The organism is Pseudomonas sp. TE3899 (assembly GCF_056279105.1).
This window is the reverse complement of sequence record NZ_JBWBQR010000001.1, coordinates 2,304,235-2,317,658: the sequence shown is the minus strand read 5'-3', so window position 1 is coordinate 2,317,658 and position 13,424 is coordinate 2,304,235. Positions and strand designations below refer to the sequence as shown.

Annotated in this window: 12 protein-coding genes; 4 read left to right on the top strand and 8 right to left on the bottom strand. The window is 61.9% G+C overall.

Going from position 1 to position 13,424, the window contains the following annotated elements; translation table 11 throughout:
* The first annotated feature begins 258 nt into the window (after positions 1–258).
* Positions 259–1,332 (top strand): diguanylate cyclase, encoded by a 1,074-nt coding sequence (locus ACZ89E_RS10420; RefSeq protein WP_476255568.1) that lies wholly within the window; start codon positions 259–261, stop codon positions 1,330–1,332.
* Between the two features lie 90 nt (positions 1,333–1,422).
* On the top strand, positions 1,423–2,664 hold the full coding sequence (locus tag ACZ89E_RS10415; RefSeq protein ID WP_476255567.1) for a M20/M25/M40 family metallo-hydrolase: 1,242 nt from the start codon (positions 1,423–1,425) through the stop codon (positions 2,662–2,664).
* A 430-nt stretch (positions 2,665–3,094) separates the two neighbouring features.
* Here ACZ89E_RS10415 and ACZ89E_RS10410 read toward each other — a convergent pair whose 3' ends face one another.
* The 8 genes from ACZ89E_RS10410 to ACZ89E_RS10375 all read right to left on the bottom strand — a co-directional run bounded on the left by ACZ89E_RS10410 (position 3,095) and on the right by ACZ89E_RS10375 (position 11,548).
* On the bottom strand, positions 3,095–3,964 hold the full coding sequence (locus ACZ89E_RS10410; protein WP_123513478.1) for an isocitrate lyase/PEP mutase family protein: 870 nt from the start codon (positions 3,962–3,964) through the stop codon (positions 3,095–3,097).
* Between the two features lie 352 nt (positions 3,965–4,316).
* Positions 4,317–5,351 (bottom strand): arginine N-succinyltransferase, encoded by a 1,035-nt coding sequence (gene astA, locus ACZ89E_RS10405; RefSeq protein WP_463260234.1) that lies wholly within the window; start codon positions 5,349–5,351, stop codon positions 4,317–4,319.
* Between the two features lie 61 nt (positions 5,352–5,412).
* Positions 5,413–6,429 (bottom strand): arginine N-succinyltransferase, encoded by a 1,017-nt coding sequence (locus ACZ89E_RS10400; protein WP_476255566.1) that lies wholly within the window; start codon positions 6,427–6,429, stop codon positions 5,413–5,415.
* Positions 6,430–6,550: 121 nt separating this feature from the next.
* Positions 6,551–7,900: an APC family permease gene (locus ACZ89E_RS10395; protein WP_463260236.1), complete on the bottom strand. Its 1,350-nt coding sequence runs from the start codon at positions 7,898–7,900 to the stop codon at positions 6,551–6,553.
* Between the two features lie 76 nt (positions 7,901–7,976).
* On the bottom strand, positions 7,977–8,729 hold the full coding sequence (locus ACZ89E_RS10390) for an N-formylglutamate amidohydrolase (protein ID WP_476257038.1): 753 nt from the start codon (positions 8,727–8,729) through the stop codon (positions 7,977–7,979).
* Positions 8,713–10,050: a type I glutamate--ammonia ligase gene (locus tag ACZ89E_RS10385; RefSeq protein WP_476255565.1), complete on the bottom strand. Its 1,338-nt coding sequence runs from the start codon at positions 10,048–10,050 to the stop codon at positions 8,713–8,715. The genes ACZ89E_RS10390 and ACZ89E_RS10385 overlap by 17 nt, the downstream gene beginning before the upstream one ends.
* The gene (locus tag ACZ89E_RS10380) at positions 10,047–10,691 is read right to left on the bottom strand and encodes a cysteine hydrolase family protein (RefSeq protein WP_463260239.1); all 645 of its coding nucleotides are present in this window, start codon (positions 10,689–10,691) and stop codon (positions 10,047–10,049) included. The genes ACZ89E_RS10385 and ACZ89E_RS10380 overlap by 4 nt, the downstream gene beginning before the upstream one ends.
* A 2-nt stretch (positions 10,692–10,693) precedes the next feature.
* Positions 10,694–11,548: a MurR/RpiR family transcriptional regulator gene (locus ACZ89E_RS10375; RefSeq protein WP_463260240.1), complete on the bottom strand. Its 855-nt coding sequence runs from the start codon at positions 11,546–11,548 to the stop codon at positions 10,694–10,696.
* A 463-nt stretch (positions 11,549–12,011) separates the two neighbouring features.
* Here ACZ89E_RS10375 and ACZ89E_RS10370 point away from each other — a divergent pair, with 463 nt between their 5' ends.
* Together ACZ89E_RS10370 and cobF are read left to right on the top strand one after the other, a co-directional pair.
* Positions 12,012–12,584: a histidine phosphatase family protein gene (locus ACZ89E_RS10370; protein WP_463260241.1), complete on the top strand. Its 573-nt coding sequence runs from the start codon at positions 12,012–12,014 to the stop codon at positions 12,582–12,584.
* Entirely contained in the window at positions 12,584–13,348 is a 765-nt protein-coding gene (gene cobF / locus ACZ89E_RS10365; RefSeq protein ID WP_476255564.1) for a precorrin-6A synthase (deacetylating), read from the top strand. The genes ACZ89E_RS10370 and cobF overlap by 1 nt, the downstream gene beginning before the upstream one ends.
* Positions 13,349–13,424 lie beyond the last annotated feature (76 nt).

Below are 13,424 nucleotides of genomic sequence, written 5' to 3'. Positions count from 1 at the left end.
GCGAAGAACGATAACGCGGTGCATCTGATACACCGCGTCATCCGCATTCGCCTGTAGGAGCAAAGCTTGCTCGCGAAGAACGATGACACGGTACGCCTGATACACCGCGTTATCGTTCTTCGCGGGCAAGCCTCGCTCCTACAGATAGCAGGGTATTCACCGCCAGCCGGTGATGGCTATTCGCCGTTGCCCTGATAGACTCCGTTCACACCCGCAACCCCCGGTGTGATCAGATTCCGTTCAGTGGTAGAGGCCTCTATGGCAAAAACGGGAGGAAAGGGACTTTCACTGGCCAGGAGGCTCTACACGTCGCGAACCCTGGGTTTGGCCTTGGGCTTGTTGTGCGTGAGTGCGGCGATGTACCCGCTCGACCCCGCGCCCTGGGTCTGGGGGCTGATGCTGTTCAACGGCATTGTCTGGCCGCACCTGGCTTACCAATGGGCGCGCCGCGCCACACTCCCTTACCACGCCGAACACCGCAACCTGCTGGTGGACGCCTTCCTCGGCGGCTTCTGGGTCGTGGCCATGCAGTTCAATCCATTGCCCAGCGCTACCACCATCTCGATGATGGCGATGAACAACGTCGCCATCGGTGGCATGCGTTTTCTGTTGGCCGGGACCGTGGCGCAGATCCTCGGGGTCGGCGTCGGACTCGTGCTTTTCACCCCGTTGTTTATCCCGCAAACCAGTCCGTTGCAGCTGTACGCCTGCTTGCCGTTGTTGTGCCTGTACCCGCTGGCGCTGGGCTGGATCTGCTTTCGCCAGGCCATTACCCTCGGCCGGCAAAAACGCGAGTTACTCGCCCTGAGCCGCACCGACAGCCTCACCGGCCTGCTGAACCACGGCGCCTGGAAGGATCAACTGGAAGTCGAATTCCAGCGCTGCCGGCGACAGAACCAGGGTGGGGCAATTGCGCTGATCGACATCGACCACTTTAAAACCATCAACGACACCTACGGCCACGTCGCCGGGGACATCGTCTTGCGCCAGCTGAGCAAAATGCTCAAGCAGAACCTGCGTGCGGCGGACGTCGCCGGGCGCTACGGCGGGGACGAGTTCTGCGTGATCCTCCCGGACCTGCCCCTGAACAGCGCGGCCGCCGCGATGGACGCTTTGCGCGATCGCTTCGCCACCCTCGGCTATGAGCAAAGTCCGGCGCTGAAAGTCAGCCTGAGCATCGGTCTGGCTGCGTTCAACCCGGCGCACACCGATGCCACGTTGTGGCTCAACGATGCGGATCAGGCGCTGTATGAGGCAAAGACTACCGGACGTAATCGGGTGATCTGCTGCGGGGATGGCAAGCCTCGGCATGAGTTGCTGGATTCGGTGTGAACCGTTTCGCAGGTGTCGCATCCGGTATAGAGCCTTGCGCCGTTGTCCGGTAGGGTTCGACTACCCCCGACAAGAAACAAGGATCGATTCATGACGTTCAAACTCCCTCGCTCCCCGTTGGCCACCAGCCTCGCCTTGACCTTCGCCCTCGGCGCTTTTGCCCCCGCCGTCCTCGCCGAACCGCATAAACAAGTGCTCGCCGACGCCGAGCAATACAAGGCCGAAGCCCTGAAGCTGCTGGAAAAACTGGTCAATATCGACACCGGTTCCGGCTACGAACCCGGCCTGACCCAAGTGCGTGATATCGCCGTCGATGAGCTGAAAAAACTCGGCTTCAGCATCGAACTGGTGCCGAACACCCCGGACAACAGCAGCCACGTGATCGCCACCCTCAAAGGCACCGGCAAGGCGAAAATCCTGCTGATGGCGCACATGGACACCGTGTTCAAGGAAGGCTCGGCTGCCGAGCGCCCCTTCCACATCAAGGACGGCCGCGCCTACGGGCCGGGCGTGATGGACGACAAGGGCGGCATCGTTGCCGGGATCTATGCGTTGAAAGTCCTGAAAAACCTCGACTTCAAGGACTATGCGCAGATCACCTTCCTGCTCGATGCCAGCGAAGAAACCGGTTCGGACGTCGCCACCGACCTGATCAAGAAAACCGCCAAGGCCCACGACGTGACCCTCAACCTCGAACCGGGTCGCCCGGCCGATGGCCTGGTGGTGTGGCGCAAAGGCAGCGCCACCGCCGTGGTCGAGGTGAAGGGTAAAGCCGCCCACGCTGGGGTCGCGCCGGAGTTGGGGCGTAACGCCGCGATGGAAGCGGCGCACCAGATTCTGCAACTGGGCAAACTCGGCGACGACGCGAAAAAAACCACCATCAACTTCACCGTGCTCAAGGCCGGCGACCGCACCAACGTGATCCCGGACCAGGCCACCGCCAAGGCCGACGTGCGCGCGGCGGTGCCGGAAGAGTTCGACCGGATCGAGAAGGATCTGGCGCGGGTCTCTCAGGACAAACTGATCCCGGACACCCAAGTCACCACCACTCTGCAACGGGGCCTGCCGCCGATGCCGCAGACACCGGAATCGGATCGCCTGATGGCCATGGCCCAAGGCATTTACGGCGAAATTGGCCGCAAGTTGACCGAAGAAGGCAGCGGCGGGGCGGCGGATGCGAGTCTGTCGGCCGGTGTCGGCACGCCGACGCTGGATGGGTTCGGGATAGTCGGCGGCAACATCCATACGCCGGAGGAATACGCGGAAGTGGAAAGCGTGGCGCCGCGGATTTACCTGTTGTCGCGGATGATTATGGAATTGGCCAAGCGGTAAGCAACGCCGCCACTGATCGTTCCCACGCTCCGCGTGGGAATGCCTCAACGGACGCTCCGCGTTCGGCTTTGGATGGGACGCAGAGCGTCCCGGGCTGCATTCCCACGCAGAGCGTGGGAACGATCATTCAGCGGCGCACAACTTACCAAGACGTTTCCTACAACGTACCCTATTGCCGCGTTTTGGCATCGACCTCTATAGTTTCGGCTCGCGGAAAAACACCGCGAACGACCTTGGCCGCGAACCGATTGCGACCTGAGCCGCATTACCCGGGCGGTGCATTTGCTGACACGTAAAGGCTGCGCTGTGCTGAATGTGATCCAGAAGCGGGCGTTGCAGCGGGAGGAGGGGTATAAGGCCACGGTTTAGCGCAGTTGCGGCTGGCGCTATCGCGAGCTGGCTCGCGATAGCATCCTGCCTGCTCACACGGTCACTCCTTAACGCGCATAAACTCTTCCGCCCAACGAATGTAGTCCTCGGGCTGCGTATAGGTATGCGTCAGTTCGGTCGCGCTCAAGTCAGAGGCCTGGGTAAAGATCTGCCGTTGTTCGCGCAGGCTGTCGTAGGTCGCCTTGATCGCGGCAAAGTACGCGCCGTGGCCGTCGATGGTGACGCGCACACCCAGTTCCGCCAGGCGTTTGTCGTCGCGCAGGGCCGGGTTGCCGTAGGTGACGAGCATCAGCGGCACGCTCAGGTGTTCGGCGATTTTTTCCAGTTGGTCGAAGTCCTGCACGCCGACCATGCAGATGCCGTCGGCCCCGGCGTTCTGGTATTGCTGGGTGCGGCTGATGATTTCCTGGATCGGCAGGATCCCCGCATTGGTGCGGGCGATGATCGCCATTTCCTTGTCGACCCGGGCTTCCAGTGCCGCGCGAATCTTGCCGACGCCTTCGGCAACCCCGATCAAATCCGTGGATTTACGGCCGAATTGCGCCGGCAGCAGGGTGTCTTCGATGGTCAGCGCGGCGATGCCGGCGCGTTCCAGTTCGACGATGGTGCGCATCACGTTCAGCGCGTTGCCGTAGCCGTGGTCGGCGTCGGCGATGACCGGCAGCTGGGCCACACGGCCAATACGGGTGGCCTGCTCGGCGAATTCGCTGAGGGTGATCAAGGCGAAATCCGGGGCGCCCAATACCTGCAACGAGGCGACGGAGCCACCGAGAATCCCGACTTCAAAACCCAGGTCCGCCGCGATCCGCGCCGACATCGGGTCAAAGACGGAAGCGGTGTGATAGCACGTGTCGGAAGCCAGCAATTGGCGAAAGTTACGGCGTAAATCTTGATGGGAAAGCCTGGACATATAGTTCCACCACTGCATTGGAATGGAAGGGCTTGAGCAAAAGTGTCAACGCCGAAGGAACAAAAGGCTATCACGCGGGCGGGGTAAGGATGATGACGAATTTACAGGCGGGTGAAACGATACCGCAGCCAATGGCAGTGGGCTGATGCAGTCAATCAAGAAATAAATGAATAACCTGTGGCGAGGGAACTTGCTTGTGGCGAGGGGGCTTGCCCCCGTTCGGCTGCGAAGCAGTCGCCAAGCGGTGAATGCGATATGACTGAAGTACGAGGTGTCAGGTTTTGGGGCCGCTACGCAGCCCAACGGGGGCGAGCCCCCTCGCCACAGGGTGTGGGGAGGTCTCAAGATCCGCTCAAGCCGCCACCGCCTGCTGTGCCTGATCCAGCAACCGCACCGCCCGCACCGAGTTCCCCGGTTGCAGTTGCAGGCGTTTGGCGGTGAGGCGGTCGACGATCAGGCTGTTGCCCACCAGCCGCGCCTTGGCGGCGGTGATGCGGCAGTTTTCCATGCGCCGGTTGTGGATCAGCCACACTGGCGCCTGTTCGTCCGGGGTGCCGATGCCCAGCACCAGCGGCTGACTGTCGCGCACCGTACGTATTTTCGCGACCTGGGCTTCGATCACCGGCCCGCCATCGAAAATGTCGATGTAGTCCCGGTGGGCAAAGCCTTCGGCATTGAGGATTTTCAGCGCCGGCTCGGTGTTCGGGTGCGCCTTGCCGATCACGGCCTGGGCCTGCTCGGTGAGCAGGCAGGTGTACAGGGGTTGGCGCGGCATCAGTTCGGCGATGAACGATTTGTTGCCCAGCCCCGACAAGTGATCGGCGTGGCGGAAATCGGTTTTGAAAAAGTGCCGGCCGAGGCTGTCCCAAAACGGCGAGCGGCCTTGTTCATCGGCAGTGCCGCGCAGTTCGGCAATCAGTTTGTCGCCGAACAACTGCTGGAACTCGGCCACGAACAAAAGCCGCCCCAGGGACAACAACCGCCCGTTGTTGCCCTGGCGTTGATCGGGATGCAGGAACAGCGAACAGAGTTCCGATTGGCCGGTCATTTCGTTGTTCAGGAACAAGGTCGGGATCTGTTTCTGGATGCCCAGGTCCGGCGATGAACTGACGGTCAACCCGACCCGGTAGTTGTACCAGGGCTCGCGCATGCCGACGGCACCGGTCAGGGCACTGACCCCGACCACGCGCTGATCGTCGTCTTCGAGCACGAACAGGTAATCGGCGTCGGCGCGCTCGACCTGTTCGGCGAAGGTCCGTTGCGCCCAGCGCACACGGTGGCCCAGGCGTTCCTCGCTGGCTGGCAGGGTGGTAAACCCGGGGCCTGCCTGTTGCACCAGCGCCATCAGGGCGGGCAGGTCGGTGACTTGAACCGGACGAACAATCATGATGCAGCTCCTATTGCGCGCGTGCTCGGGCGCTGTCGTTGGGCACGGGGCCGGGTGATGCTCACAGGGCGATCAGCCGGATCGGGCTGCCGTCGGTCACGTTCAGGGTCGCGCACATCTCGGCGCTCAGGCCCACCGGTTGTCCGGCGGTGTAATCCAGTTCGGCAACGATGGCCCGGTAATTCTTGAGCGAATCGTTACTGACCAAATAGCTGCCACGGGCGTCGATGACCTCGACTGGCTGCGCGGTAGCCACGTGGCTATTGGCGATGGAGCGAATACCCGGCGTACGTGCGTACAGCGTCGGGCCGCCGTCGAACAGGTCGATGTAGCTGTTGGTTTCGAAGCCTTCGCGTTCCAGGATGTCGAACGCTTCCTGGCCGTCGGGGTGGATGCGGCCGATACACGCCTGGGCCGACTGGGGCAGCATCGGCACGTAGATCGGGTATTGCGGCATCAGTTCGGCGAGAAAGGTCCGGCTCTCCAGGCCACACAGTCGTTCTGCCTCGGCATAAGGCAAATCGAAAAAGTGTTTGCCCAGGGCATCCCAGAACGGCGACTGACCTTGCTCATCGCTGTAGCCGACGATTTCGGTGATCACCGCGTCGGCGAAGCGCCCGGCATGCGCTGCGATAAACAACAGCCGCGCCCGTGACAGCAGTTCGGAAAACGGCGTGCACACCCGATCGGCATCGATGTGAAAGCCGCGCAGCAAGGTGTGGCCGCTGAGGTCGTGACACAACGACAGCGCCGGCACGCCATGCTCGATATTCAGCTCCCGGGAGACGCTGGTGAAGTGGCGGTTGCGCAAGCTGTAGAACGGCTCGTTGAAGCCGGCGGTGGCGAGGATTTCCGAGCAGCCTGCCAGACGCTGGTTGACCAGGTCCTCGAGGACAAAAAAGTAGTTTTCCGGGCCATTGCCTTCAACGTCTTTGTTGAACGAGGTGCAGGAGTCGAGAATTTTCTCGCGCAGGCGCTCGCTGTCATCCGGCAGGGACGTGACGCCCACCAGGCTGTCACGAGCCAGTTGTTGCAACTGGGGCAGGTCGGTTAACTCGACTGGGCGAAAGACCAGCATGGATGTACTCCTGTATCAAAGGGTTCGGCGGTGGTGCCGTCGAACCTGACTATCACTGTCGGTGTCCACGCGTTAAATCGGCGGTCGCCTGATCTGTTGTCAGACGCCGCCCTTTTTCTTGTCAGACGTTGCTCGGGTCGGGCAGCGTCGTGCTGGCGCCCAGCTTGTTTAGAAAGAACAGATAGACCAGACCCAGGGCAATCCAGATCAGGCCGAGTTTCTGTGCATCGACGCCCATGTTGTACATGATGGCCGCGACGATGATGAAGCCGATCACCGGGCACAGCAGGTGACGGATCACCTGGCCGGATTTCTGCCGGCGCCAGTAGTAATTGATCACGGTCAGGTGCAGCAGCATGAACCCGCTCAAGGCGCCGAAGTTGACCAGGGAGGTCAGGGTGTCCACCGAGTTGATGAACAGGTAGCAGATCACCAGCGACAGCACCGCCACCAGGTAAATACTGATGTAGGGCGTGTTGTGTTTCGGGTGGACCTTGGCCAGCACTTTCGGCAGTTTGCCGTCCCGCGCCATGCCGAACAGCAGCCGCGATACCGCCGCTTGCGAGGTAATCGCCACCGCCACGCCCCAGGCCAGGGCCGTGGCCACGCCGGTGAGGGTCGCGAGCCAGCTGCCAGCCGCGATTTCAGCGATTTCATAAAACGCGGTATCGGCGGACTTGAAGCCCATGCCGGCGGCCAGGTCAGTCGCAATCCAGGTCTGCACGACGAAGATCACGCCCATCACCACCAACGTGATCAGCGCCGCCTTGCCGACGCTGCGGCCGGGGTCGCCCTTGATCTCTTCGGCGAGGGTGGAAATCGCGTCGAAGCCCAGGAACGACAGCACCGCAATTGACACTGCTTGCATCAGCAGGGCGAAGTTGAAGGTTTCGGGGTTGTACAGCGGCGCCAGGGTCAGCTCACCGTGACCGCCGCCGCTGTGCAGGGCATTCCAGGCGTAGAACAGGAAAATCCCCAGCACCACCAGTTGCGCCAACAGAAAGACGATGTTCATCCGCGCGGTAAAGGTGATGCCGCGCAGGTTGACGAAGGTCGCGCTGACCAGGAACGCCAGGATGAAACCGACTTTCGGGATGTCCGGGTACAGGTGATTCAGCGCCATCGCCGCGTAGACGTACAGCAGCGGCGGAATCAGCAGGTAATCAAGCAGCATCAACCAACCGGCGATAAACCCGACGTGTTGATTCAGGCCCCGTTGGGCGTAGGAATATACCGAGCCGGCAATCGGAAACGCCCGGGCCATGCTGCCGTAGCTGAGGGCGGTGAACAGCATCGCCACCATGCCGATGATGTACGCCAGGGGGACCATGCCCGGCGCTTCGGCGTTGACGTAGCCATACACGCCGAACGGAGCGATGGGGATCATGAAAATCATCCCGTACACCACCAGATCCGTCAGCGTCAGGCTGCGTTTCAACTCCTGCTTGTAGCCGAATTCTTCTATTTCCATGAAGCGTTTCTCCTTGTCAGTCATTCAGGCATTTTTTTAGTTTTTATACCGGTACCACACAGCGTTCAGCGTGTTCCTACAGCAGCGGGCCGAGGTAGCCGGCCCAACGATCAATCGCCTCGGGGGTCCGCAGCAGGTCGTTGCGCACCTCGATCAGCACCGATTCCAGCCCGCGGGCATCGCCGTGCACCGGCACGGTCATGTCCCCCTGCGGGTCGATCTTGTACGGCTGATTGCCGGCCACTTTAAGCGGATGCCGGCTCAATCCGTCAATAATCCGTTGGGCGTATTGCCGGGCTTCGCCGAACAGTACGCCGGCCTCCAGCACTCGGGGCTGACCGTAATAAACCGGGGTGAAACTGTGAATCCCCACCACACGCACCGCTCGCCCTTGCGCCAGGCGCTCGTCGATCAGGCTTTGCAGCCGGGTGTGAAACGGCGAGAACAGCGCCTGCCGACGATAGTCCCGGGCCGCTTCATCCAGTTGCTGGTTGCCCGGCACCTGATAGATCTCGCTCTGCCCCGGAATGCTGTCCGGGGCATGGCGTGGGCGGTTGAGGTCGATCAACAGCCGCGAATAATTGGCCGCCAGCAAGGTCACGCCGAGGGTGTCGGACAAGCGCTTGGCCAGGGCCAGGGCGCCGATGTCCCAGGCAATGTGTTCGCGGGCGGCCTCATGGCTCAAGCCCAGGTCATTCAACGCCGACGGGATAAAACGGCTGGCGTGTTCGCACACCAGAATCAACGGGTGCTCGCTGGCTTCCCGGCTCAGGGTGTACGGGGGCTCGGTGTAGAGCCCCGCTTCAACGGATTCAGTACAGACGGGAATAGTGCTCACAAAGGTCGGCGGGCGAGAGCTGTTCCGTCAGCGTCAATTCCTCGGTTTTCAGGGCGAAATAGGTGTCGAGCAAGGCCTGGGGCAAAGCTTCGATCAGCGCCGCGCTGTTGCGCAGGCAGTCCAGGGCCTGGGCCAGCGAAGCGGGCAGGGCGACGATGCCCCGGGCCTGGCGTTGTTCTTCGTTCAAGGCATCGGGGATTTCATCGGTGATGGCGTTCAGGGCCAGGCGTTGCTCGATGCCCAGGCGCCCGGCAATCAGCAGTGCGGCCATGGCCAAATGCGGTGAGGCAGTGGCGTCCATGGCGCGGAATTCGAGGTTGTATTGCGCCGCCACGGATTTGCCGCCCAGGCTCACCGTCGGGCAAATCCGCAGCGCCGCTTCGCGGTTGCGCTGGCCGAGGCAGGCGTAGGAGGCGCTCCAGTGATGGGGCTGCAAACGCTCGTAGGACACCGGCGTCGGCGCGGTAAAGGCGCACAGGGCCGGCAAATAATGCAGCACGCCGGCGGCCCAGTGCTGGCCGAGGGTCGACAGGCCATTGGTGGTGCCGGCGTCGTACAACAGCGGTTGCCCGGCTAGGTCTTGCAGGCTGACGTGCAGATGCACGCCGTTGCACACCGCGTGCTCGGCGGTCTTTGGTGCGAAGCTCAGGCCCAGGCCCAGGCCCATTTGCCGGGCGATTTCCCGGGTGATCTCGCGCACGTTGACCGCACGATCCGCCGCCGCGACACCCAGGGCCGGACGGCAGGTGATTTCGTATTGGTGCTTGCCGTACTCCGGCAGAAACATCTCCGGCTCGACGCCACCGGCACGCAAGGCACTGAGCAGCCAGCCGCCAAACTCGGCACCCTGGCGCTGGGCTTCAAGGGTGAACGCCAGGTGTTCGGCGGCCCCGCAATCCAGATTGAATTCATGTTCGAACGCCGCGTTGACCTGCACACCCAACTCGGCCCGATAGCGTTCCACTTCGTTGCGCAGCAATGTGCGCGGGCAAGCGCTCCAGGGACGGCCATCGGTTTCGCGGATGTCACCGTGGATGAAATCCAGCGCCGGGGCGTTGGCGTCCGGGCCGTTGTTGACCGTGACCCGGCTGCTCAGCTCGGGAATCAAGCGTAAGTCACCGTAGGCGCCCCACGGATTGGTCGAGGCAATCACGTCTTGCGGCGTCAGCGCGCTGTTGGCCGGCACCCAGCCACAACCGGCAGCCTGATAATGCTCCAGCTCATCCGTCGGAAAGGAACGGCCACGGGTCACGCCGATCAGGTCGGTGGTCACGATCGTGGTCATCGGCACCGGCAACAGGCGTGCGCTCATGGCTGCATCTCCTGCAAGCGGGCGAGCACCGTCTGGGTATCGGTAATCCAGCAGTAACCCTTGATCGCGTTGAGGCAGGCCTGATGGCGTTCCGGGGTGTAGGTGGCGCAGGCGTCTTCCACCATCGTCACCAGATAGCCACGGTCGGCGGCGTCGCGCACGGCCATGTCCACGCACTGGTCGGTGACGATGCCGGCGATGATCAGATGCCGCGTGCCAAGGTTGCGCAGCACATAGTCGATGTTGGTGGAGTTGAAGACCCCGGAGGAGGTCTTGGGCAGCACGACTTCGTTTTCCGTCGGTGTCAGGTCGTCGATGATCCGCGCCTGCGGGCTGCCCTTGGGCAGGTGCATGTCCGAGAGTTTGTGGTCCAGGGAGCGGTCACGGCCATCGGCGGTGAGGCTTTCGATCAGGGTGTGCAGCACGTTCTGCCGGGCGCTGCGAAAGGCGCTGAGCAACCGCCGCTGGTTAGGCACCACCTGCATGTGGGTGCGGGTCAGGAAATACTCGGCGTCCGGCCCGTTGAGGTGCGGGTCGAACTGCGGTTCGAGCCAGGCCCGTTGCATGTCGACCAGCAACAGCGCGGTGTGGTCGGTGACAAACGGCAGGTCGCGGGGCGAGCGGTGGGGGAGCGTAAACATCCTTATTTTTCCTCCAGCAGGTGGGTGTCGAAGTCGGAGCGCAGGTTGTCGATGCCTTCCAGGCGATCGGCCAGATCGGGGCTGCGCAGGGTCAGGCAGGCGATCAGTGCTTCAATCTGCGCCAGTGCCGGGACCATGCTGTCGAATGCCGACACCGATTCCACCGGCGCACTGATGATCAAGTCGGCCATTTCCCGCAGCGGCGAAGCATAGATGTCGGTGAACAGCACCACCCGCGCATAGCGGTTTTTCGCCGCACTGGCCACGCGTCGGGCCTGGCACTGGTAACGCCGATAATCGAACACCAGCACCACGTCCTGGCGCTGCACGTCGAACAAGCGGTCCGGCAGTTGGGCGTTGTCCTCCAGGGCAAAGCAGCCGGGGCGGAGCAAGCGCAAATGGTTGAGCAAATAGTTGGCGAGGAAACTGCTGAAGCGTCCGCCGAAGCAGTGCACTTGATGGCGTACGTCGAGCAGCCATTCCACCAGGATCCGTATGTCTTCGGGTTGGGTCAGGGCCTGGGTTTCCACCAGCGAGCGATGGGTTTCAGCCAGGTAATGACTCCACGGATCGTCTTTTTGCAGGTGGGCGCGGGGTTGCAACAGGGCACTGGGGGAACGCAGGCGGTGGTCCATGTCACTGAGCAGGGCGTCCTGGAATTCGGCGTAACCGCCGAAGCCGAGTTTTTTCACCAGCCGCACAATGGTCGGATCGCTGACACCGGCATGCTCGGCCAAACGCGACATCGGGCCCAGTCCGTTACGCGGGTACTGGTCCAGCAAGGCGCGGATGACTTTACGTTCCGACGGCGTGAGGTCCAGGCCGGGATCGGTGATCAGGTCTCTAAGGGGGGGCATCCGGGCTCCTGCTGGATGGGTGTGTCGGTTTTGCTTCACATTTCGCTAAAACAGTATTTATGTAACGCACGCTACATGTCTAGTGAATTTTTGAGCGTGCGTGCCAGGCGCTGAAATGGGGCGAAACGCCCGTGTCATAAGGCCTACGTGGATGTCGATTGAGGGTGTAGGACATTGTCCATGGCGGTGTCGGAAATCGCCGTTTTCCATGGGTAAGTTGTTCGCGACAGGCTGGGAATAACGGGCGGCAAGGCTGCTTTTGTGGCGAGGAGTTTGCTCCCGCTGGGCTGCGCAGCGGCCTCCGACGGCGGTTGCTGTGCAACCGGACGCGAGCAAGCTCCCTCGCCACAGGTTCGGGCACCTTTGACTGATCGCTTTACCCCAAAGCTCTGTCTTGCGGCACAATCAGGCAATTGTTTGCGGCATGTTGCCGTTTCGCGTTTCCAATAAAAGAGTGATGCCCGTGCAGGCGACCCGTTTGACCCTGATTTGCCACGCCCGAACCGTCGCACAAAAACTGGCGCGTTTTCCTGCGGATGAGTCGGTGGAAATGGTCTGGCAATCGGCGAAGTGTTCGCGCCGTGGATCTTCCAAGGTCGCGCCGCGCCTGCTGTGTGGTCCCGAAGCTCGCACACGCGAAACCGCCGAACTGTTCGGCAGTGATGCACACATTGTCGAAGCGTTGAGGGATTGCGATTTTGGTCGCTGGCAAGGTCAGCGAATCAGTGAGCTGCAAAAAACCGAGCCCGAGGCGCTCCAGACCTGGCTCGACGACCCGCACTCCGCGCCCCACGGCGGCGAGTCCGTGGTGCAGCTCGGTGAGCGCGCGGCCGCCTGGCTGGCGACGCTGGAGACAACGCCCGGCGACATCATCGCCATTACCCATCCCTATGTGGTTCGCGCCGTACTGACCCATGTCCTGCAAAGCACGGCGTTCAACCTGATCGACGTCGAACCGTTGTCGGCCATCGAACTGCGGTTCACCGGACGCTGGCGGTTACGCTTGATGAGCACTGATGTTGACGGAGGCTTTTGATGAAAACGTTGTTGGTCATCGGTATCGGTGCCGGTAACCCGGACTACATCACGATGCAGGCGGTGAAGGCGCTGAATCAGGCGGACGTGTTTTTCCTCATGGACAAGGGCCAGAGCAAAGACAAGTTGATCGACCTGCGCCGCGAGATCTGCGAGCGCTACATCACCGATCACCCTTACCGGTTCGTCGAAGCCCACAGCCCGGAACGGGAACGTGGCGATGTGGACTACAAGGCCAGTGTCGATGAGCTGAACCTGGCCAAGCAGCGCACCTTCGAACGCTTGATCAACGAGGAAATGTCCGACGGCCAGTGCGGCGGATTCCTGGTGTGGGGCGACCCGGCGCTGTACGACAGCACCGTGCGCATCTTGCAGGCGATCCTGGCTTCGGGCCGTGTTGTGTTCGAATTCGAAGTGATCCCCGGCATCACCAGCGTCCAGGCCTTGGCAGCACAACACAAGGTGCCGCTGAACCGCATCGGCCGCTCGATAGAAATCACCACGGGCCGGCGGTTGGCAGCGGGGCAGGTGAGTGACGCCGACAGTCTGGTGGTGATGCTCGACGCCGAAGATTCCTACCAGCAGGTGGCCGATCAGGAGACAGAGATTTACTGGGGCGCCTACCTGGGCACGCCGGATGAAATCCTGATCAGCGGCAAGCTCAGGGATGTGGCGAATGAAATTGAGCGGGTACGCAAGGCGGCACGGCTGGCGAATGGGTGGATTATGGATACCTATTTGTTGCGTAAGCCTTTAGATAAATAGTGACTGGGCGGGCCTCTTCGCGGGCAAGCCTCGCTCCTACAGGTTCGCGGTGTTTGGGTTGACGCATTCGTACGGG

Bases quoted from the DNA above. Each gene is read 5' to 3' on its own strand.
- ACZ89E_RS10380 (WP_463260239.1), bottom strand. From the start codon at position 10,691: ATGTTTACGCTCCCCCACCGCTCGCCCCGCGACCTGCCGTTTGTCACC.
- ACZ89E_RS10410 (WP_123513478.1), bottom strand. From the start codon at position 3,964: ATGTCCAGGCTTTCCCATCAAGATTTACGCCGTAACTTTCGCCAATTG.
- ACZ89E_RS10395 (WP_463260236.1), bottom strand. From the start codon at position 7,900: ATGGAAATAGAAGAATTCGGCTACAAGCAGGAGTTGAAACGCAGCCTG.
- ACZ89E_RS10415 (WP_476255567.1), top strand. From the start codon at position 1,423: ATGACGTTCAAACTCCCTCGCTCCCCGTTGGCCACCAGCCTCGCCTTG.
- cobF (WP_476255564.1), top strand. From the start codon at position 12,584: ATGAAAACGTTGTTGGTCATCGGTATCGGTGCCGGTAACCCGGACTAC.
- ACZ89E_RS10375 (WP_463260240.1), bottom strand. From the start codon at position 11,548: ATGCCCCCCCTTAGAGACCTGATCACCGATCCCGGCCTGGACCTCACG.
- ACZ89E_RS10385 (WP_476255565.1), bottom strand. From the start codon at position 10,050: ATGAGCGCACGCCTGTTGCCGGTGCCGATGACCACGATCGTGACCACC.
- ACZ89E_RS10420 (WP_476255568.1), top strand. From the start codon at position 259: ATGGCAAAAACGGGAGGAAAGGGACTTTCACTGGCCAGGAGGCTCTAC.
- astA (WP_463260234.1), bottom strand. From the start codon at position 5,351: ATGATTGTTCGTCCGGTTCAAGTCACCGACCTGCCCGCCCTGATGGCG.
- ACZ89E_RS10400 (WP_476255566.1), bottom strand. From the start codon at position 6,429: ATGCTGGTCTTTCGCCCAGTCGAGTTAACCGACCTGCCCCAGTTGCAA.